19 protein-coding genes and 1 riboswitch are annotated in these 20,656 nt (G+C 31.8%); of the genes, 8 read left to right on the top strand and 11 right to left on the bottom strand.

Annotated elements, in window-relative coordinates; all coding sequences use genetic code 11:
* Positions 1–1,788: an excinuclease ABC subunit UvrC gene (gene uvrC / locus H0I23_RS13125; RefSeq protein WP_216783751.1), complete on the bottom strand. Its 1,788-nt coding sequence runs from the start codon at positions 1,786–1,788 to the stop codon at positions 1–3.
* 582 nt (positions 1,789–2,370) lie between these two features.
* On the opposite strand from uvrC, the gene H0I23_RS13130 reads away from it, so the two are divergent.
* On the top strand, positions 2,371–2,934 hold the full coding sequence (locus H0I23_RS13130; RefSeq protein ID WP_216783752.1) for a 5-formyltetrahydrofolate cyclo-ligase: 564 nt from the start codon (positions 2,371–2,373) through the stop codon (positions 2,932–2,934).
* Here the strand turns inward: H0I23_RS13130 and H0I23_RS13135 are convergent.
* From H0I23_RS13135 to ileS, 4 genes are all read right to left on the bottom strand, one after another.
* Complete coding sequence (locus tag H0I23_RS13135) at positions 2,931–3,560, bottom strand: lipoprotein signal peptidase (protein WP_216783753.1); 630 nt, start codon at positions 3,558–3,560, stop codon at positions 2,931–2,933. The genes H0I23_RS13130 and H0I23_RS13135 overlap by 4 nt on opposite strands.
* 36 nt (positions 3,561–3,596) lie before the next feature.
* Positions 3,597–4,217: a hypothetical protein gene (locus tag H0I23_RS13140; protein WP_216783754.1), complete on the bottom strand. Its 621-nt coding sequence runs from the start codon at positions 4,215–4,217 to the stop codon at positions 3,597–3,599.
* Positions 4,218–4,304: 87 nt separating this feature from the next.
* A complete protein-coding gene (locus H0I23_RS13145; protein WP_216783755.1) occupies positions 4,305–4,685 on the bottom strand; it encodes a TraR/DksA C4-type zinc finger protein in 381 nt (126 codons plus the stop codon).
* A gap of 4 nt (positions 4,686–4,689) precedes the next feature.
* Positions 4,690–8,091 carry an isoleucine--tRNA ligase gene (ileS, locus tag H0I23_RS13150; RefSeq protein ID WP_216783756.1) on the bottom strand — a complete coding sequence of 1,134 codons (3,402 nt, stop codon included), beginning with the start codon at positions 8,089–8,091 and terminating at the stop codon, positions 4,690–4,692.
* 183 nt (positions 8,092–8,274) lie between these two features.
* Here ileS and H0I23_RS13155 point away from each other — a divergent pair, with 183 nt between their 5' ends.
* On the top strand, positions 8,275–8,754 hold the full coding sequence (locus tag H0I23_RS13155; protein WP_216783757.1) for a hypothetical protein: 480 nt from the start codon (positions 8,275–8,277) through the stop codon (positions 8,752–8,754).
* Positions 8,755–8,807: 53 nt separating this feature from the next.
* Here H0I23_RS13155 and H0I23_RS13160 read toward each other — a convergent pair whose 3' ends face one another.
* The 4 genes from H0I23_RS13160 to H0I23_RS13175 form a co-directional block, all read right to left on the bottom strand.
* On the bottom strand, positions 8,808–11,219 hold the full coding sequence (locus tag H0I23_RS13160; protein WP_254073607.1) for a TonB-dependent receptor: 2,412 nt from the start codon (positions 11,217–11,219) through the stop codon (positions 8,808–8,810).
* A gap of 1 nt (position 11,220) precedes the next feature.
* The gene (recO, locus tag H0I23_RS13165) at positions 11,221–11,940 is read right to left on the bottom strand and encodes a DNA repair protein RecO (RefSeq protein WP_216783759.1); all 720 of its coding nucleotides are present in this window, start codon (positions 11,938–11,940) and stop codon (positions 11,221–11,223) included.
* A gap of 197 nt (positions 11,941–12,137) precedes the next feature.
* Complete coding sequence (gene gdhA / locus H0I23_RS13170; protein WP_216783760.1) at positions 12,138–13,481, bottom strand: NADP-specific glutamate dehydrogenase; 1,344 nt, start codon at positions 13,479–13,481, stop codon at positions 12,138–12,140.
* Between the two features lie 128 nt (positions 13,482–13,609).
* Positions 13,610–14,764 (bottom strand): cystathionine gamma-synthase, encoded by a 1,155-nt coding sequence (locus H0I23_RS13175; protein ID WP_216783761.1) that lies wholly within the window; start codon positions 14,762–14,764, stop codon positions 13,610–13,612.
* Positions 14,765–14,845: 81 nt separating this feature from the next.
* Here H0I23_RS13175 and H0I23_RS13180 point away from each other — a divergent pair, with 81 nt between their 5' ends.
* Positions 14,846–15,589, top strand: coding sequence for a DUF3298 and DUF4163 domain-containing protein (locus tag H0I23_RS13180; RefSeq protein WP_216783762.1), 744 nt, complete (start codon positions 14,846–14,848; stop codon positions 15,587–15,589).
* Positions 15,590–15,593: 4 nt separating this feature from the next.
* Here the strand turns inward: H0I23_RS13180 and H0I23_RS13185 are convergent, their stop codons facing one another.
* Complete coding sequence (locus tag H0I23_RS13185) at positions 15,594–16,055, bottom strand: DinB family protein (protein WP_216783763.1); 462 nt, start codon at positions 16,053–16,055, stop codon at positions 15,594–15,596.
* Between the two features lie 106 nt (positions 16,056–16,161).
* On the opposite strand from H0I23_RS13185, the gene H0I23_RS13190 reads away from it, so the two are divergent.
* The gene (locus H0I23_RS13190; RefSeq protein ID WP_216783764.1) at positions 16,162–16,515 is read left to right on the top strand and encodes an arsenate reductase family protein; all 354 of its coding nucleotides are present in this window, start codon (positions 16,162–16,164) and stop codon (positions 16,513–16,515) included.
* Positions 16,512–17,405, top strand: coding sequence for a DMT family transporter (locus tag H0I23_RS13195; protein ID WP_216783765.1), 894 nt, complete (start codon positions 16,512–16,514; stop codon positions 17,403–17,405). The genes H0I23_RS13190 and H0I23_RS13195 overlap by 4 nt, the downstream gene beginning before the upstream one ends.
* Here H0I23_RS13195 and H0I23_RS13200 read toward each other — a convergent pair.
* Positions 17,389–17,865 carry a thioesterase family protein gene (locus tag H0I23_RS13200; RefSeq protein ID WP_216783766.1) on the bottom strand — a complete coding sequence of 159 codons (477 nt, stop codon included), beginning with the start codon at positions 17,863–17,865 and terminating at the stop codon, positions 17,389–17,391. The genes H0I23_RS13195 and H0I23_RS13200 overlap by 17 nt on opposite strands.
* A 116-nt stretch (positions 17,866–17,981) precedes the next feature.
* Between H0I23_RS13200 and H0I23_RS13205 the strand changes: the two genes are divergently transcribed.
* The 3 genes from H0I23_RS13205 to H0I23_RS13215 are packed head-to-tail and all read left to right on the top strand — an operon-like array spanning position 17,982 to position 20,439.
* Complete coding sequence (locus H0I23_RS13205) at positions 17,982–18,956, top strand: nitronate monooxygenase family protein (protein WP_216783767.1); 975 nt, start codon at positions 17,982–17,984, stop codon at positions 18,954–18,956.
* Positions 18,957–18,962: 6 nt separating this feature from the next.
* The gene (locus H0I23_RS13210) at positions 18,963–19,925 is read left to right on the top strand and encodes a YheT family hydrolase (RefSeq protein WP_216783768.1); all 963 of its coding nucleotides are present in this window, start codon (positions 18,963–18,965) and stop codon (positions 19,923–19,925) included.
* A 37-nt stretch (positions 19,926–19,962) separates the two neighbouring features.
* A complete protein-coding gene (locus H0I23_RS13215) occupies positions 19,963–20,439 on the top strand; it encodes a cytochrome c (protein ID WP_216783769.1) in 477 nt (158 codons plus the stop codon).
* A gap of 39 nt (positions 20,440–20,478) precedes the next feature.
* Positions 20,479–20,572, top strand: a riboswitch (TPP riboswitch).
* The last annotated feature ends 84 nt before the right edge of the window (positions 20,573–20,656 follow it).

Below are 20,656 nucleotides of genomic sequence, written 5' to 3' on the forward strand. Positions count from 1 at the left end.
TTAATGGAAAGCATCAAAAACTTTTTTAGCTCTCGCCATACCAACGATTTCAGCAATGCTTTCAAGCGATGCTTCTTTTACCCTCTTCACTGATTTAAATTTTTTTAGTAGATCTTCAATTGTTTTCCCTCCTATACCTTCAATACTTTCTAGTTCTGAATTTATAGCACCAATACTTCTTTTAGTTCTATGAAAATTTATACCAAAGCGGTGTGCTTCATTTCTTAATTGCTGTATTATTTTTAAACTTTCAGACTTTTTATCAAGATACAAAGGAATAGTGTCTCCTGGAAAATAAATTTCTTCTAATCGTTTTGCTATACCTATAATTGCAATTCTACCTCTCAACCCTAAAACATCTAAACTTTTAAGTGCTGATGATAATTGTCCTTTACCCCCATCAATAACTATAAGCTGTGGTAAAGACTTTTCCTCTTCAAGCAATCTTTTATACCTTCTAAAAACAACTTCTTCCATGGAGGCAAAATCGTCAGGACCAACAACTGTTTTTATATTATAATGACGATATTCTTTTTTTGAAGGTTTTCCATTTTTAAAAACAACACAAGCAGCTACAGGGTTTGTCCCTTGTATGTTTGAGTTATCAAAACACTCAATATGCCTAGGCTCTTCAGACAATCGCAAATCTTTTTTCATTTGCCCCATTAACCTATTTGTATGGCGATCTGGATCAATAATTTTTATTTGATTAAAACGTTCTTGCCTATGCAGTTTTGCATTACGCTCAGACAATTCTAAAATTCTCTTTTTATCTCCTAATTTAGGAATAGTAATTTTTAAGTCTAATTCTAAATCCACTTTAAAAGGAACATAAATTTCTTTTGAAAGAGAATTAAAACGCTGCCTTATTTCTACAATTGCTAATTCTAGTAATTGTTCGTCTGTTTCATCTAGCTTTTTCTTAATTTCAAGTGTATGCGACCTTATAATTGAACCATGTGATAATTGAAAAAAATTAATATAGGCAAAAGCCTCATCTGAAATAATCGAAAACACATCTACATTTGTGATTTTCGGGTTTACAACAGTAGATTTTACTTGGTAATTTTCTAAAACATCTATTTTTTCTTTTATAGCTTGCGCTTCTTCAAACCTCATATCTTCAGCCAACAATTTCATTTGCCGTTTAAAATATTGAAGTGACGATTTAAAATTTCCTTTTATAATTTCACGAATATCATCTACCTGGTTCAAATACTCTTCGGAGCTTTGCAAGCCCTCACAAGGTCCTTTACAGTTTTTTAAGTGATACTCTAAACAAACCTTATACTTACCTGAACCAATATTTTCATCAGAAAGATCGTAATTACAAGTTCTTAATGGATATACACTCTTTATTAAATCTAACAAAGTTCGCACGGTTTTCATACTTGTATAAGGTCCATAATATTCTGAACCATCTTTAATATGCCTACGTGTTGGAAAAATACGCGGAAAACGTTCATTTTTAATACAAATCCACGGGTATGACTTGTCGTCTTTAAGGAGTACGTTATATCGCGGTTTATATTTTTTAATTAAATTATTTTCTAATAACAGCGCATCTGACTCAGTGGGAACAACGATATGCTTAATACTTCTTATTTTTTTTACTAAAACTCGAGTTTTACCTACTTCGTGGTTTTTAGTAAAATAAGAACTAACTCTTTTTTTTAAATTCTTTGCTTTTCCTACATATAATATCTTTTCATCAGCATCATAAAACTGATAAACTCCAGGGTTATTCGGAAGCGTACTAAGTTGTAATTCTAAAGAAGGTTCTTGCATTAATATCTATTATCTTGATGTAATTTTAGATACGGTTAAATTACTGTGTTTTTAGCAAAAGCTATAATTTTTGTAGACAATTAACTAGATTAATTGGTTTGTCATTTTCTCAATTTTAAGTCCTTAAAATCATAATTAACCAAAATTAACGCCTCAAAATTCATTAAAATTCATTTTAAAAAGCTTTCGAAAGCTACTTTAAAAGCGCTTTTTAAAAATTTAACATTTTTTTAGTATAAAATTTAAAAACACGAAATAATTTCGAGCTAAAATTAATACTTTGATTATCAATTATTTATAAATAAAACAAACAAATCAATTTCTTTATTTTACTGAAATTTGTTAAAAAAAATCATATTTAAGTGTATTTCGTCGGTTAAAGTATACTCTTTGTAGATTTGTATTGATTTTTTATTTACATTTAGATTATACAAAATTAACATACAAATGGAAAACTATATAATCACTTTAGGAACATATTTAATTTTAATGCTTTTCTTCAAAATTTATGTAGCAGTTGCTGCAAAAGAATAGTTTTATAGAATTTAATTACTAACTTTTTTAATTTAGTCAAGACTTTACATGTTTAAAAAAGATCTTAGATTAAAGTTTTCCGCACAAAGAAATTTACTTTCCTGTTCAGAAATATCTGACTTAAGTTTAGAAATAGCAAATAAGCTTTTAAAGCTCTCTATTTGGAATTTAAATTATTTTCACACCTACTTACCAATAGAACAAAAAAAAGAGGTAGATACCAGTTATTTACTTTCTATTCTGCAAGGAAAAGATAAGAATGTGATATTATCTAAAATGAAAGATGAAACAAACTTGATTCATTTTTTACTTACAGATAACACATTGATTAAAAAAAATATATGGAACGTTCCTGAACCTGTAGATGGTATTGAAATAAACCCTAACAAAATAGACGTTGTATTTATACCGCTGTTAGCATTTGACACGCTTGGTAATAGAGTTGGCTACGGAAAAGGATACTATGATACATTTTTAAAAGAATGTAGAGATGATGTTATCAAAATTGGATTATCATTCTTTGAAGCTGAAGATTCGATTGATGATATTTATGAAAATGACATTCCGCTAAACTATTGCATTACACCAAAAAAAATATATAGTTTTAATTAAGAATCTGTTTTAGCAAAAGCTTTTTTATTAAATACTAACAGTATACCTACCCCTGTACTTATAGCCATATCTGCAATATTAAAAACTGGCTCAAAAAAACTAAATGTTTTTCCTCCAAAATAAGGAACCCATTCTGGCCACATTGCATTTTCAATAAAAGGAAAATGAAGCATATCTACTACTTTACCATGAAAAAGGCTACCATAAGGCTGGTCTGAAAAAGCTGTTGCAATAGCACCTCCATAAGTACTTTCGCTAAAAATAAGGCCATAAAAAACAGAATCGATAATATTACCTAATGCACCTGCAAAAATTAGAGAAACTGCTATAATTAATGTTTTAGACAATCCTTTTTTTACTGTGTCGTAAAGCCAATAACCTATTCCAGCTACAGCAAATAGCCTAAAAACGGTCAATATCAACTTCCCTGTATCTTCAGAAATAGGTAAAAAATCGCTTAACTTGGTTCCCCAAGCTGCTCCAGAATTTTCTATAAAAACTAATTTAAACCAAGAAAAAACCTCTACAGTTTCATTGTATGTGAAATTCGTTTTTATATATATTTTACTTATTTGATCTACAAGTAATATAATTATGACAAGAAATATAGACTTTTTTAAATTCATTCTTATTTTATAATATGCGATGCAAAAATAGTTATATTAATTGGTTTTATAAATATGGATATTACCCGTTACAGAACTTAATATAAATTGACTGTCACCTTTTAAAACTTCATCCGCAACAACTTTTCCATATTTTGATGTTGCATTAATTTTTCCTGATTTCGTATACACATCAATTGCCCCGTTTTGAGTAACAACCTCAACATTACTTATTACATCTTCCAATATACACTTACCGTCATTTAAACTGATATTTAAGTCTGCAAATAAACCAGTAAGCTTCACATTAGAAGATGTTCCATAAAGCCTAACACGCATATATTCTGGCAGACTAACTTCTAAAGTAATTGATACTACTTTATGAGCCGCTAACTTATCATTAGGCATTTTAAAACTTGGAATAAACTTAGTATCAATAATTAAAGTATTCCCCTCTTCATGTAGGTTTAATGAAATATCATTCCCATACTCCCCACTCATTTTAGCCTCTACCCTTACTTCATTTGTAGTATTCGTTTTCACATCTACAAAAAAGCAATTATCTGTATTTATCTGTATAGCAGTATCTCTATTATCTGAAATTGTTTTTTGAACCACTTTTTGAGCAGCTAATTGACTAACCAAAACCATTAATATTATCGATATATACTTTCTCATAAGAAGTAAAGTGAAAACAAAAAAATCTGCAACATTTATACCTAAGGTACAAATATTACAGATTCATTATCTTTTAAATCAAGTACTCTATTGCATATTCTTAGCTTCGATACTAAGCGTTGCATGAGGTACTAATTTTAAACGTTCTTTATTAATAAGCTTACCTGTAACTCTACAGATACCAAAAGTTTTATTTTCAATTCTTGATACTGCATTTTTTAAGTCACGAATAAACTTCTCTTGACGAATTGCCAATTGCGTATTTGCTTCTTTACTCATCGTTGCAGAACCTTCTTCGAATGCTTTGAATGTTGGTGAAGTATCATCTGTACCATTATCACCATCATTCATATATGAACTTTTTAAAAGCTCTAAATGACTTTTAGCCTTTTCAATTTTATCTAAAATAAGCTCTTTAAACTCCGCTAAGTCTTTATCAGAGTATCTAACTTTTAAATCTTCAACCATAACTTTAATGCTTTTGAATAAACAATTTGGTATTTACCTCATCAAAGGCAATATCCGTACCATTTTCTAATTCCTCTTCAAAATCTAGTTCTGCAGTCAGCGTTTCTGTTTTAATATACGTAAGATTACTCTTTACCGCATCTTCTAAGAAAGCATCTTTCAAAATTTTAATTTTAATCCTATCAGTAACTTCAAATCCAGATTCTTTTCTAATATTTTGAATTCTATTTACCAATTCTCTTGCAATACCTTCTTTTCTTAAATCTTCATTAATTGTAACATCTAAAGCAACTGTAATTGCTCCTGATGTTGCCACTAACCAACCCTCAATATCTTGAGAAGAAATTTCTACATCTTGCAGCTGTAAAGTAATACTTTTATTACTAATTTCAATAGATATTTCGCTGTCTTGCTCAATTTTCTGGATATCTTCCTGATTAAATTTCGCTACTGCACTGGCAACCAACTTCATATCCTTTCCAAACTTTGGCCCTAAAACTTTAAAATTAGGTTTTATTTGCTTTACCAATATACCAGAAGCATCATCTAAAAGCTGAATCTCTTTAACATTCACCTCTGATTTTATCAAATCTGATACTGCTATGATCTCTTCTTTCTGTTTTTCATCTAAAACAGGAATCATTATTTTCTGTAATGGCTGGCGTACTTTTATCTTTTCTTTCTGACGAATAGATAGTACTAAAGATGATATTGTTTGCGCCTTTGCCATTTTACTTTCTAGTTCCTTATTTACAATACTCTGATTATAAACTGGGAAGTCTGCCAAATGTACACTCTCAAAATTTTCTTTACGTGTTGTATTTGTTAAATCCTTGTAAAGTCTGTCCATAAAAAATGGAGCTACTGGCGCCGATAATTTAGCTACAGTTTCTAAGCATGTATATAGCGTTTGATATGCTGAAATTTTATCTTTTTGATAATCACCTTTCCAAAAACGTCTTCTACTTAAACGTACATACCAGTTACTTAAATTCTCTTGTACATATTCTGATATTGCTCTTGTAGCCCTAGTAGGCTCATATTCTGCATAAGCTTCATCAACAGTTTTTATCAATGAATGTAATTCAGACAAAATCCACTGATCTATTTCTGGTCTTTCTTCTAAAGGAACTTCATCTTCGGAATAACTAAACCCATCAATATTTGTATATAATGCAAAGAAAGAATAGGTATTATATAGTGTGCCAAAAAACTTACGTTTAACCTCTGCAATACCTTCTACATCAAACTTTAAATTATCCCAAGGATTAGCGTTAGATATCATATACCAACGCGTAGCATCAGCGCCATGAGCATTCATCGTCTCAAAAGGATCAGCTGCATTGCCTAATCGTTTAGACATTTTTTTACCTTCTTTATCTAAAACTAAGCCGTTAGATACTACATTTTTATAAGCAACAGAATCAAAAACCATTGTTGCAATAGCATGCAGAGTATAAAACCAACCTCTAGTTTGATCTACACCTTCTGCTATAAAATCAGCAGGAAAAGTTTTATTCTCGTCTATTAAATCTTTATTTTCAAAAGGGTAATGCCACTGTGCATAAGGCATTGAACCAGAATCGAACCAAACATCGATTAAATCACTCTCTCGTTTCATTGGCTTGCCTGATACCGAAACTAAGGTTATTTGATCTACAATATTTTTATGTAAATCGATTTTATCATAATTTTCTTCAGACATATCACCCACTACAAAGTCTTCAAAAATATCTTTTTCAAGTACTCCAGCAGTTAACGCTTTTTGCATTTCTTCTTTTAGTTCAGCAACAGAACCAATCATAATCTCTTCTTTACCATCTTCTGTTCTCCAGATTGGCAAAGGAATACCCCAATAACGTGAACGTGATAAATTCCAATCATTAGCATTTGCTAACCAGTTACCAAACCTACCTTCTCCAGTAGCTTTTGGTTTCCAATTTATTGTTTGATTTAAATCAAACATTTTTTCTTTTACATCAGTTACTTTAATAAACCAAGAATCTAATGGATAATATAAAATAGGCTTATCAGTACGCCAGCAGTTAGGGTAACTATGCACGTACTTTTCTACCTTAAAAGCTTTATTTTCTTCTTTTAACTTAATGGCTATTTCTACATCAATTGAACGTTCAGGCGCTTCACCATCATTATAATATTCGTTCTTAACGTATTTACCACCAAACTCTTTTAATTCCGGTCTAAACTTACCCTGTAAATCTACTAAAGGAACAGGGTTATTGTTTTCATCCAATACTAACATTGGTGGAATTTCTGGTACCGCCTGTTTTGATACTAAAGCATCATCTGCACCAAATGTAGGTGCCGTATGCACTATACCTGTACCATCTTCGGTTGTTACAAAATCACCAGCAATAATTCTATATGCATTTTCAGCATTTTGGTATGGCTGTACATAATCAATAAGTTGCTCGTAAGTAACACCAACTAAATCTTTACCAACTATAGTGTCTAAAACTAAGTATGGTATTTTTTTATCTTCTTGTTTGTATGCTTTTAATTCTTCATCATTTTCTACGGCAATAAATTTTCCTGAAAATTGTTTCCCAACTAATGCTTTTGCTAATACAACTGTAATAGATTCAAAAGTATATTGGTTATATGTTTTTACAACAACATAATCAATTTTAGGACCAACAGTCAGTGCCGTGTTTGATGGTAATGTCCAAGGTGTTGTTGTCCATGCTATAAAGTAAATATCTCCTTCTATACCATCAAAAAATTCTGGTAAGGTGTTTTTATTTGCTTTAAACTGCGCAGTAACAGTAGTATCAGTAACATCTTGATATGTACCTGGCTGATTAAGCTCATGAGAACTTAAACCGGTACCCGCTTTTGGCGAATACGGCTGTATTGTATATCCTTTATATATGAGTTTTTTATTATAAATCTGCTTTAACAACCACCAAACAGATTCCATGTACTTAGACTTATAGGTAATATACGGGTCTTCCATATCCACCCAATATCCAACCTGCTCAGTCATTTTATTCCAAACATCTGTATAACGCATCACTGCTTTTTTACAAGCTGCATTATATTCTTCTACAGATATTTTTTTTCCAATATCCTCCTTTGTTATACCAAGTTCTTTTTCAACACCAAGCTCAATAGGCAAACCATGAGTATCCCAACCTGCTTTTCGTTTAACTTGAAAACCTTTCATGGTTTTATAACGAGGAAAAATATCTTTAATAGTTCTCGCCATTACATGGTGAATACCTGGCATACCGTTTGCCGAAGGTGGACCTTCAAAAAACACATAGCTTTCCTTTCCCTCTCGAGTAGAGATACTTTTCTCAAAAATATCATTCTCTTTCCAGTACTTTAAAATTTCTTCAGCAACTACTGGTAAATCTAATCCTTTGTATTCCGCAAACTTCATAATAACTACTTCTGGTACTACATTTTAAGGCTGCAAAATTATAAATTTAGATTGAATAAATAGGTGTTACTTTGAAATGATATTCACACAAAATTTTTATATATAAATACTATCGAAATCTAAAATGATTTTTTAGCCGTATATTTATAGCAAATAACTATTATAAACTATAATTTCAAAAAAATGAAAAAAGTAATTCTAAGTTCAATTCTAATGGTAGCTTTAACTACCTCATTCGTATCTTGTAAAGATGCTGCTGACAAAGCTAAAGAAGCTACTGAAGCTACTGCTGAAGCTGCAAATGAAGCTGCTGACGCGACTAAAGAAGCTGCAGGTGAAGCTATGGATGCAACTAAAGAAGCTGCAGGCGATGCAATGGATGCTGCTGGCGAATTAACTGATGGTGTACCTAGTTTTGGTGATGCTGCTGTTACTGAATATGTAAAAACATATGAAGAGTACATTAATGAGTACAAAGAAGCTGCTGAAAGTAAAGATATGACTGCTTTTGCTGCACTTGGCACTAAAGGTCAAGAATTAGCTACTAAATCTCAAGAGGTTTACAAAAATCTTTCTGCTGCTGATGCTGAAAAATTAAATGCTTATATGACTGAAAAATCTAAGGAGCTTCAAGACATCTCTGCTAAGATGATGGCTAACTAAGCTAAATATAATACATTTAAAAAAGCTCGATTTATACAAATCGAGCTTTTTTTTTAAAAGGTTATTCCTATTCCTAAAATAAAGTTTATTCCTGGAGCTACTATACCAGAAGAATAGCTACGATACCTTTGATTAGTAATATTTTCTACACCAAAAGTTCCTCTCAACGAATTAGAAATTGCATACTTTGATCTGAAATTTAATGTATGCCATGAAGGAGAATATGGATCACCATTAACATCTGAAGCATAAATATATGTTTTACTCTGTTCTGATAGCGCTAAATCTGATGCAGATACTTCTCCATTAAAATTAAAAAACAAATCCGCTTTAAGTTTTTCATTTTTCCATATTAAATGCACATCCCCAAAAGTTGGAGCTACATGCCTACCTGTCGAACTTACTCCATCATCATCTTCCTCCATACCTTCAGTAATTGATACATTAGAAGTCATTGAAATATGTTTTGTGAAAAATACATCGGCACTTAATTCTAAACCATAAACATATGCTTTAGCCGCATTTTGAATTGCCTGAACATTACTAAGCTCTCCATTATACTCTATTTGAGACATTCCGTTAAACTCAAAATCTCTTCGAACCAACGCATCTACTAAATGTGTATAAAAGGTAGATGCCTTTATTGTCACCTTATCTTTTATATTTTTCTGAATTCCTAAATCGACATTGTATGCATACTCTGGCTCTAGATCAGGATTTGGAACAACTACCGAGCCTGGCTCCGAATCAAATATTTTACCAACATCATCAATATTTGGCGCCCTAAAACCTGTCGATAAATTTGCTGTTACCTGTAAATCTGCTTTTGGAAACCAACTTACTCCCAAACTACCTGTTAATGCCCCTGTACTTAAATCAGCATTATTGAAAGGAAAAGAGTAAAATTCTGTATTAAACTCAGCATCTAACCAAACTCTACTATAGCGTAGACCTGATAATAACGCCACGTTAGGCTTTATTTTATATTCTGCATTAACATACCCAGCCATTGTTTGCCAAGTAGATTTATCAGGATATCTACTTGCTGTTTCATCAGATTCTCCAGTAATGATATTCTGCTGACTTCCAAAAGAATGAACTTTATTATAAATATATTCACCTCCGTAATACAATCGTAAATCTCCAATTCTCTTATTTTCAAAATCTATATTTATAGAAGCTACATCTAACTTTTCTTTTGTAGAATATCTGATATCATCTTGAAAATCTCTATCGTTTCTGCTCTCCTCAAAAAATTGATATGCAGTAGTAACTTTTAAACCGTCGTAAAAACCACCCTTCCCATTTTTTGTATACTGCAAGTTACTCATGAACCATTTTTGAGGTCCGTAATACCATTCTGCAGAGCGAAGTCCATCATCTGCACTGTTTGGTCGTATTAATCTATCGTACCTAGAATAATCTGAAGTTTCTGAATAATAATTATTTAAACTTAAACCCCAATTTGAATTTGGTTTAAATTTAATTTTTTGCATTAAATTAATTTGATTATAACCCGTTGGTATTTGATCTCTAGGGCTATTATTCGTCACTAAAATATCTTCTCCATCAAAAGTTTCAACATAGTTTTCTCGCAAATAAGAATCTGGCCCATATTTGCCCATTTTCAAATCACCAAAATTATTATAAGTTGCACTTGTTAAAAAAGCCCATTTTTCAGTACCTATATTAAAGTCAAAATGACCTGTATTTTCTGAATTTGCAGATGAAAACCTGTAATCAGCATTACCTGAAACAATATTTTTATTTATTGCAGAAAATTGTGCCTCTTTAGTAAAAAAGTTCATTACACCACCTATAGCATCACTACCATAAATAACAGACCCTGGCCCAAAAACTATTTCCGTATTTCTTATAATATAAGGATCTATAGCTATTACATTTTGAATATTACCTCCTCTAAAAATGGCATTATTCATTCTAACACCATCTACAGATAATAGCAATCTATTTGTTGAAAAACCTCTTATCATGGGGCTTCCGCCTCCTAGTTGACTTTTTTGAACAAATACCTTACCGCTATTCTCTAATAAATCTGCTGCGGTTTGAGGATTTGTAAAAGCAATAGATTTTGCGTTAATAGCTACTATTTTTTGAGGAATATCTTTTTTCTGTTGTTCCCATTTCGAAATTGACATCACAACCTCATCTAATTGCTGAGTTATAGGTACCAAATACACCTTACCTTCTCTTTTTTTTATTTGAGCTTTGGTTGTTTTATATATTTCATGCCCATAATGTTTAAAGGTAATTCGTTCTCCTTTATTAAAAATAGAGATATCACATTGGCCGTCAAAATCAGAAATTACTGCTTTACTTTTATCTACATTAAAAACAGCAACATTTACAATAGGCTCTTTAGTATCAAAGTCTAAAACAAGAATATTTTGAGCATAAAAAATGTGAGAAACAAAGAAAAATAATAAGGTTAATTTTTTATTCATTCTAGCTAAAAACTTCATTTAGAATTGCAAGAGATTTAGGTTTTCTAAATCCGTGCAAATGTAACTCATAATAAAGAATGATACTCTTCAAAAGCTCTTGGCGCTGTTTTTTATTCATCTTTATTGTTTGTATTGCATCAAAATTTATGCCCAAAAATCTTTTAAAATAATTTAAATTCTCACCTAACATTATAGGATTTAATGATAACTTATAAATGAAAGCACCTTCTAAAAGATCAAAATAAGGAGCATTTATTTCAGTTGTATCTGGCGAAAAACCAAAATACTTAGTCAGAACCACAAAAAAATGTAAATGAAAGTTAGAAATTTCAGAGTTAGCATCAAGCCACTGTAGTGAAGCTTCTAAAAAATCAAACAAGTTTTGATCCCCTTCTTCTTCATGAATACTATTACTCAACATTTCTGCAATAAAAAAAGTTAAAGCATTTTTGGTAATATTAGTATGTAACTCTTGATAATGATATGCGACCTTAACTTCTTTAATAGTTTCTAAAGTGCCTTTATTTTTATGATACGCAACAATTTCGAGTTGGGTTAAAGGCTGAAAGTATGCTGCTTTAAGTTTTCCTTTTTTAGAAGTAAGCACGCCTTTTAATAAGTATGATTTTACGCCATCTGATGCTGTATAGGCTTTTACAATTAAGCTCGTATCACCGTATTTTAATGCCGATAAAATAATTGCTTTTGTTGTGACCTGCATTCTAGTCTTTTAGGTTAATACAAAGATAGGGCTTTGCATTATTAGAGCTATTTTAAAAAATGTAAATCAACATTATTAAAATCGTATTTTTTCAAACGACAACCAAATTTCAATAATCGAGAATTAGGACTTTTTTTATAAAAAAAAGCGAAGTTTCCTCACAGAAACTTCGCTTTTTAAATATAAAGGTTTTACTATTAAATAACCCCTTGTGCTAACATGGCATCGGCAACTTTTACGAAACCAGCAATGTTTGCTCCTTTTACATAGTTGCAATACCCATTCTCATCTTTCCCGTATTCAATACAAGAATCATGAATATCTTCCATAATATCTTTTAAACGACCATCAACCTCTTCTCGCGTCCAACTGATACGAAGTGAGTTTTGAGACATTTCTAAACCTGAAGTAGCAACACCACCAGCATTAGATGCCTTACCTGGCGCAAAAAGTATTTTTGCTTCATGAAACTCATAAATAGCCTCAGGAGTAGAAGGCATATTTGCACCTTCTGCAACACAAATACAACCGTTTTTAATTAATGTTTTTGCATCATCACCACTCAATTCATTTTGAGTAGCACACGGCAAAGCGATATCACACTTAACTTCCCAAGGTGTTTTTCCTTTGTGGAATGTTGCTGAAGCATATTTATCTGCATATTCAGATATACGGCCTCTTCTATTATTTTTCAAGTCCATTACAAACTCTAACTTTTCATTATCAATACCATCTGTATCTACAATATAGCCTTGAGAATCTGAAAGCGTTAAAACTTTAGCACCCAACTGTAGTGCTTTTTCAGCAGCATATTGTGCAACATTTCCTGATCCAGAAATCACAACATTTTTGCCGCTAAAATCTTTTCCTTGAGTTTTCATCATACTTTGTGCGAAATACACAGTACCATAACCTGTTGCTTCTGGGCGAATTAACGAACCACCCCATGAACGACCTTTACCTGTCAAAACACCAGTAAACTCATTTCTAATTTTTTTATACATACCAAACAAGAAACCAATTTCTCGTGCTCCAACTCCGATATCACCAGCAGGCACATCTGTATTCGGTCCAATATGTCTGTTTAGTTCTAACATAAAAGCATGGCAAAAACGCATTACCTCATCATCAGATTTTCCTTTCGGATCAAAATCAGAACCACCTTTACCACCACCCATTGGCAATGTTGTTAAACTATTTTTAAACACTTGCTCAAAAGCTAAAAACTTAAGAATACTTGCATTTACTGACGGATGAAAACGCAAACCACCTTTATAAGGCCCAATTGCAGAATTCATCTGTATACGATACCCTCTATTAACATGAATTTCACCTTTATCATCTACCCATGCAACTCTAAAAGATATTAGTCTTTCAGGCTCTACCATACGCAACAAAATATTTTTGCCGTTATAGATTTTATGTTTTGCTATATAGGGAATTACTGTTTCCGCTACTTCTTGTACTGCTTGAATGAATTCAGGTTCATGACCATTTCTAGTCTTAACCTCCTCCATAAATGTTTTAATTTTTAGTTCCATATTTATAATTAGAATCTGTTACTAATTTGGCATTTATCCATGCCTTATTTATTGAATTTAAAATATAATGTCAAAATTATACTATTATCACAATTTAAGTGCCTTTTGTTTAAAAAATTAATAAATATTTAATTTAAGGCTTGTTCTAAATCAGAAATTAAATCGTCAATATCTTCGATACCTACACTTAACCTAATTAAAGAATCTACAACTCCGACTTTTTCTCTTTCTTCTTTTGGTATACTAGCGTGCGTCATACTCGCAGGGTGACCAACTAAACTTTCTACACCACCTAAAGATTCTGCTAACGTGAAAAGCTTTAAACTTTCAACAATTTTTATGGCATCTTTATATGAACTTCCTTTAGGCACGAAAGAAATCATTCCTCCAAAACCACTCATCTGCTCTTTAGCAATTTGATGATTAGGATGAGCTACAAAACCTGGCCAATATACTTTTTCTATTTTTGAATGTGCATTTAAATAATTCGCAATTTTCTCTCCGTTTTCACAATGGCGTTGCATTCTTACATGCAAAGTTTTAATTCCACGTAAAGCCAAAAAACTATCCATTGGCCCACAAATTGCACCGCTTGCATTTTGAATAAAGTAAAGCTTATCTGCTAATTCTTTATCATTAACAATAAGCGCTCCCAAAACCACATCGCTATGTCCGCTTAAATACTTAGTAGCAGAATGCATTACAATATCAGCTCCTAAATCTAAAGGTTGCTGTAAATAAGGGCTCGCAAAAGTATTATCGACAGCCAATAATATATTGTGTTTTTTAGAAATAGCTACGACTCCTTTAATATCTATAATACTCATCATAGGGTTTGTTGGTGTTTCTACCCAAAGCAATTTTGTTTTATTAGATATATACTTCTCAATATTATCAACGTCTTCCATTTCAATAAATTGAAAAACGATACCATAATTTTCAAAAACTTTTTTAAATAAGCGATAGCTTCCTCCATACAAGTCACTCGTAGAGACAACTTCATCTCCTGGACTTAATAGTTTCAATATTGCATCAATAGCCGCCATACCACTTCCGAATGCCATACCGTAATTTCCATTTTCGATACTTGCCAAAGAATTTTCTAAAGCACTACGGGTTGGGTTTCCACTTCGAGAATATGCATACCCTAAGTGATCACCTGGTGTATTTTGTGCATATGTAGACGTTTGATATATAGGTGGCATTACGGCCCCATAAGCCTTATCTGGGTTTTGACCTCCATGAATAACCTTACTGTTAAAATTTAATTTCTTTTCGTTCATAACTCTTGCCTATACTTACAAATGTACCGTTATCTTTGTACGATAACAATTACCATTCATTACTTGAAATTTTATATATCTATGAAAATAAAGTTAACACTCTTATTTATTTTATTAGTAATTATCGGTTGTAAAGATAAAAATGAGTTATCGCATGAATCCGTAACTTTTAAAAGCGAAAACTGTAATGATTGCCCTAAAGTACTTGTTGATACTTATAATTTTAAAGGCGATAGTGAACTAGCGTCTATCATAAACAATACTTTACAAGAGGAAATTATAGATCAATTAATATATGATGATGAAATTATAGCGAATACAGTTGAAGAAGCTATAACTTCATTCAAAAAGGGCTTTTTAGCTTTAAAAGAAATGTATCCTGACGAAAGTTTAGGTTGGGAAGCTAAAATTAAAACGGATATAACTTTTGAAAACAAAGATGTTATCTCTATAAAATTAGATACTTATATTTTTACTGGTGGAGCACATGGATTTAGCGCCTCAAAGTTTTTAAATTTTGATAAGAAAAAAGGAAACGAGTTTGAAAATTGGAAGTTGTTTAATGATAAAGGTGCTTTTACACACTTTGTAGAAACTAAATTCAAAATTCAAGAAGATATCCCCCAAAACTCCTCCATTAATAGCACTGGATTTATGTTTGAGGGAGATATATTTTATTTACCATCTAATATTGGCTTCACCGATAAGGGTCTTCAATTAATTTACAATCAATATGAAGTTGCGTCTTATGCTGACGGACCAATTGTAATAACACTACCTTACAATGAGATTAAAAAATATCTATCTGTAAGTATTAAAAAATAAGTTTTTATTTCGTCTGTACTTTTAATAGCGATAAAATTGTCCCTAAATGTAACCCCTCATGAAAAGAGTTAAACGCAATAGCATCTTCAACAGAGCTTAAAGTAACGTCTAAACTAGTATCATATGTACTAAATGACTTAAATTCACCTTTTTCATAATCTTCCTGCATCCATTCTATTGTCGAAAACAAAAAACCTGTTATTTCGTCAATTTCTTCATTAGTAGCAGTACCATCTGGTACACTTCCTTTTTTAAATTTTTCAATAAATTCATCTGAAATACGCATTGGCAAGCCACTCAATCTATAAACCAAAAGTTGCTGTGTAACCACCACGTGTGCTATATTCCACCAGATATTATTTCTGAATCCCGCAGGGATATTTAGTAATTGCTCTCTGGGTGTTTTTGTCAAGAATTTGTATAAAATTTTCCTGTTTTTAAGGGTAATATCAAATAGTTTTTCCAAAATAATACGTTTTATTAAGCCATAAAAATAGAACAATTCCAAAGAAATAGGTTTCTTTGCATTCGGTTTAATTAAAATAATTCAATCTTTTTCAAAATTATTCACAATGAAGAAAATCTACTACCTTAGTACTTGTGATACCTGCAAAAAAATACTTAAAGAATTACAACCACTAGATGGTTTTGAATTACAAGACATTAAATCTGATGCTGTAAGTGCTGTTCAAATAGAAGAAATGTTTAAACTATCGGGTAGTTTTGAGGCTCTTTTTAGTAAACGAGCACGATTATTTAGAGAAAGAGGTTTACATGAAAAAACACTTTCTGAAAATGATTATATGAATCTAATATTAAACCATTACACTTTTTTAAAGCGCCCAGTAATTATTTTTGATGATAAAATTTTTATCGGAAATAGTAAAAAAGAAATTGCTGCAGCAATTGAATACATACATTCGTGAGTAAAAGAACGCTAGCATTATTGGCTGCCTTTGCAGCTACTGTTATATATGGCTTAAACCATACTATAGCTAAAGATGTAATGCCCGACTATGTAAAACCGTTTGGCTTTATATTCTTAAGGGTCGCTGGAGCTGCAATTTTATTCTGGTGTATAGCCCCTTTTGCCCCAAAACAAAAAATTGACCCTAAAGATTGGGGCCGAATTATCATCTGTGGCATTATGGGTATGGTTATTAACATGCTCGCTTTTTTTAAAGGTTTGCAGTTATCAACACCTATTAATAGTGCTGTTTTAGTTACTATTACTCCTATTATTGTCGTTTTATTATCTGCTATTTTTATAAAAGAAAAAATTACGGTTCAAAAAGGGTTAGGCATTTTTCTAGGTCTAGTTGGCGCCCTTGCCTTAATACTTTTTGGAGCAGAAATAAGGGCTGATGCACCAAATATTCCATTAGGTAATTTTTTATTTGTTGTAAATGCTACAGTATACGGTACCTATTTAATTTTAGCAAAAAAATTAATTTCTAAATACCATCCTTTTGTTCTTTTAAAATGGCTTTTTACAATAGGGTTAATTGTTAATTTACCAATTACCTTTTCTGAAGTTTCTGAAATTCAATGGACTACCTTACCAGTACACATTTATGGAGCAATCTTATTTGTAGTTTTAGGCACAACTTTTTGCACTTATTTATTCAATGCTTTTGCACTTACACAGTTAAAGGCATCTACTGTTGGTGCATTTGTTTACGTACAACCATTAGTAGGCGTCTGTTTTGCAATACTAACTGGCAAAGACAGTTTAACGCAAATAAAAATCATAGCAATGATTCTTGTTATTTTTGGGGTTTACCTTGCCAGCAAGCCTGTTAAACCAAATCTTTAGGCACTTTCGTAAACTTACGAGTATGTTCTTTAGTTAAAACTTTAAAGTCTTCTGCTTTTTCTATATTATTAAATGCATCTAGAAAAACATCATTAAGTCCCGTTAAGCTTCTGGTTTTTAAATTTACCCATGCTCCCATCATTTCACAATGTGCAAAATTTCTCCCTTTGTGATCGTAAAAATTATGATGAAATTCAAAAAACATACCGTCTTCACTCATCCCTTTCACTTCCATAGAAACTTTAACTGGCTTACCTGGAAAAGCTTCTTTAAAATAATATACATGCTCATAAAAAACGACAGGGCCAATTTCATGCTCTGCCATTGTTTTTTGATTAAAGCCTAGTTCCATTAAAAAAGCCATTCGGGTATGACTCATAAAATTTAAATAAGCAGAATTTGCTAAATGACGATTTGCATCTGTATCACTCCAACGAATCTCAAAATCTTTAAGGTACATAGTATATTTTTTTGTTATGCATGCATAATAATCCCAAAAATAACATAGTTTTGATGAAACTAACAAAAATTAAACATAAAATTTATGCTTAATTTTAATGTCTAAAACCTATTTCCATGAATCAGAAAGCCTCTTTTATAAAAGATTTATCATTACCAATTGTTACGGCCCCAATGTTTTTAATTTCTGGTCCGAATTTGGTAATTGAATGTTGCAAAAACGGAATAGTAGGTACTTTTCCCGCGCTTAACCAACGTACAACTGATGGGTTTGAAGAGTGGTTAATAGAAATTAAAACAGAGCTAAAAAAGTTTGAAGATGAAACAGGTAAAAAAGCAGCTCCTTTTGGTGTTAACCTTATTGTTCATCAAACTAACCCAAGGTTAGAAGCTGATTTAAAAATTTGTATAAAGCACAAAGTTCCTTTAATAATCACTTCTTTAGGTGCCGTACCACAAGTTGTAGATGCGATACATAGTTATGGCGGTCTTGTTTTTCATGATATTATTAAAAAAAGACATGCTGAAAAAGCCTCAGAGGCTGGTGTAGATGGCTTAATACTTGTTGCCGCAGGCGCTGGTGGCCATGCAGGCACTATAAACCCAATGACTTTAGTTTCGGAAATAAAAAAATTCTATCATAAAACTATTTTACTTTCAGGATGTATTAGTACTGGTAGAGATGTTGCTTCTGCATTACAAATGGGAGCTGATATGGCTTACATGGGTACTCGCTTTATAAACACAGAAGAAAGTAGAGCAACTGATGAGTACCGAAAAATGATTATTGAAGCAGGAGCAAGTGATGTTGTTTACACAGCTTCAATATCAGGAGTACACGCCAATTTTTTAGGTGCAAGTTTAAAAGCTGCAGGTATTACCGAAGATGACTTAAAGAAAGATGTGAAAATTGATTTTGGTAAAGAATTAGATACTGAAGCTAAAGCTTGGAAAACAATTTGGTCTGCTGGGCAAGGTGTTGCTTTGATTGACAATACTGTTCCTGTTTCTGAATTAGTTAACACGCTTAAATCTGAATTTAAATCAGCTATCGAAGAACAAATCAAAGTTTTAGAAAACTACCCGAAATAAAAAACAATGCCATTAATACCATCTACTTATGATCCTCCTTTTTATTTTAAGAACGGACATTTATCTACCATATATTCTGGAGTATTAAGAAAAGTAAGCGGTTTATCACAAAAAAGGGAACGTATAATATTGCCAGATAGTGATTTTTTAGATGTAGATTGGAGTTTTTCTAACCAAACATCTAACAAGGTAATTATCTTAATTCATGGTTTAGAAGGTAGCGCACAACGCCCTTATATTACAGGTAGCGCAAAACACGCTAACCTTTCTGGTATAGATGCTTGCGCAATAAATTTACGCAGTTGCAGCGGTACTCCTAATGCATTATTTAGATCGTATCACTCTGGCGCAACAGAAGATTTAGAGTCTGTTATAAATCATATACTAAGTAAAAATAAATACGCTCAAATTTTCATAAAAGGTTTTAGTCTAGGCGGTAACCTAGTGCTTAAATATTTAGGTGAAAAAAGAAAACTACCTCCTGAATTAAAAGGAGCTGTAGCAGTCTCGGTCCCATGTGATTTACATAGTTCGTTAAAAGAGTTGCTGAAGCCTAAAAATGCGCTTTACGCAATTAGGTTTAAAAAACATCTAATAGAAAAATTACGAGCTAAGCAACAGCTTTTCCCTGATAAAATTTCAGATAAAGAAATTTTAAGCATTAAAACTTTAAAAGATTTTGATGATGTATATACAAGTAAAGCACACGGTTTTATTGATGCCATTGATTATTACACAAAATCTAGTTGCCTATCTTTTTTACCAAATATAAAAGTGCCAACTTTAATTATCAATAGCAAAAACGATTCTTTTTTAGGGCCAGAGTGTTATCCTAAAAAAGAAGCTCAAGAAAATGAAAATTTACATTTAGAAATTCCTAATTACGGTGGTCATGTTGGCTTTTTCGGAGTAAAAAACACAACTTATACTGAAAAAAGATCTATTGATTTTATAAAAGAATTTTTGTAAATAACTTATCTTAGTGTTTTAATAAATTAACTCAATAATGAAAAAAATACTTAGCATTTTAGCAATTGGCGTTCTATTAACTAGTTGTGGTGAAAAAAAAGAAGAAAAAAAAGGTGGTTTTGACATGCAACGTACCAAAACTGAAGATAAAGCTACTAGTGCTTCAAAAGGTGTTCCTGTTGACATGGATAATGAAGGTATTGGCCCTTTTAAGGATATCGAATTTTCTGATATAGATACTGATTTAGCAGCCGCTGGTGAAGCTAAATATAGTACGGTTTGTACTGCTTGTCATATGGCTGAGGAAAGAATGATAGGCCCTGCTTTGGCTGGTGTTTACGATAGAAGAAATCCGGCTTGGGTTATGAATATGATTAAAAACCCAACTGAAATGCTTAAAAAAGATCCAATAGCTAAAGCATTGTTAGAAGAGTATAATAATGCAATTATGTTAGATAGTGGTTTATCTGAAGACGACACTAGAGCTATTGCCGAGTATTTAAGAACTTTATAATGTTATCCTCTACGGCTACAAAATTGTAGCCGTAGTTATTTTAATCGTTAGGGGTGCTCTTTTGGGGGCTGAGAAATTACCCTTTGAACCTGATTTGTTTAATAGCAACGAAGGGAAACGCATTTTGCATCTTCATAGAAAACTATCATTTGTTACCTGTGTGCAATCGTTTTACCTACTTGTTAAAACTATTTGCAACTATGAATTTTACAATTGA

It is taken from the genome of Cellulophaga sp. HaHaR_3_176, assembly GCF_019021925.1.
Taxonomy (GTDB): domain Bacteria; phylum Bacteroidota; class Bacteroidia; order Flavobacteriales; family Flavobacteriaceae; genus Cellulophaga.

Excerpts from the sequence above, each read along its gene's own strand:
- uvrC (WP_216783751.1), bottom strand. The coding sequence starts at position 1,788 with ATGCAAGAACCTTCTTTAGAATTACAACTTAGTACGCTTCCGAATAAC.
- H0I23_RS13130 (WP_216783752.1), top strand. The coding sequence starts at position 2,371 with ATGTTTAAAAAAGATCTTAGATTAAAGTTTTCCGCACAAAGAAATTTA.
- H0I23_RS13135 (WP_216783753.1), bottom strand. The coding sequence starts at position 3,560 with ATGAATTTAAAAAAGTCTATATTTCTTGTCATAATTATATTACTTGTA.
- H0I23_RS13140 (WP_216783754.1), bottom strand. The coding sequence starts at position 4,217 with ATGAGAAAGTATATATCGATAATATTAATGGTTTTGGTTAGTCAATTA.
- H0I23_RS13145 (WP_216783755.1), bottom strand. The coding sequence starts at position 4,685 with ATGGTTGAAGATTTAAAAGTTAGATACTCTGATAAAGACTTAGCGGAG.
- ileS (WP_216783756.1), bottom strand. The coding sequence starts at position 8,091 with ATGAAGTTTGCGGAATACAAAGGATTAGATTTACCAGTAGTTGCTGAA.
- H0I23_RS13155 (WP_216783757.1), top strand. The coding sequence starts at position 8,275 with ATGAAAAAAGTAATTCTAAGTTCAATTCTAATGGTAGCTTTAACTACC.
- H0I23_RS13160 (WP_254073607.1), bottom strand. The coding sequence starts at position 11,219 with ATGAATAAAAAATTAACCTTATTATTTTTCTTTGTTTCTCACATTTTT.
- recO (WP_216783759.1), bottom strand. The coding sequence starts at position 11,940 with ATGCAGGTCACAACAAAAGCAATTATTTTATCGGCATTAAAATACGGT.
- gdhA (WP_216783760.1), bottom strand. The coding sequence starts at position 13,481 with ATGGAACTAAAAATTAAAACATTTATGGAGGAGGTTAAGACTAGAAAT.
- H0I23_RS13175 (WP_216783761.1), bottom strand. The coding sequence starts at position 14,764 with ATGAACGAAAAGAAATTAAATTTTAACAGTAAGGTTATTCATGGAGGT.
- H0I23_RS13180 (WP_216783762.1), top strand. The coding sequence starts at position 14,846 with ATGAAAATAAAGTTAACACTCTTATTTATTTTATTAGTAATTATCGGT.
- H0I23_RS13190 (WP_216783764.1), top strand. The coding sequence starts at position 16,162 with ATGAAGAAAATCTACTACCTTAGTACTTGTGATACCTGCAAAAAAATA.
- H0I23_RS13200 (WP_216783766.1), bottom strand. The coding sequence starts at position 17,865 with ATGTACCTTAAAGATTTTGAGATTCGTTGGAGTGATACAGATGCAAAT.
- H0I23_RS13205 (WP_216783767.1), top strand. The coding sequence starts at position 17,982 with ATGAATCAGAAAGCCTCTTTTATAAAAGATTTATCATTACCAATTGTT.
- H0I23_RS13210 (WP_216783768.1), top strand. The coding sequence starts at position 18,963 with ATGCCATTAATACCATCTACTTATGATCCTCCTTTTTATTTTAAGAAC.
- H0I23_RS13215 (WP_216783769.1), top strand. The coding sequence starts at position 19,963 with ATGAAAAAAATACTTAGCATTTTAGCAATTGGCGTTCTATTAACTAGT.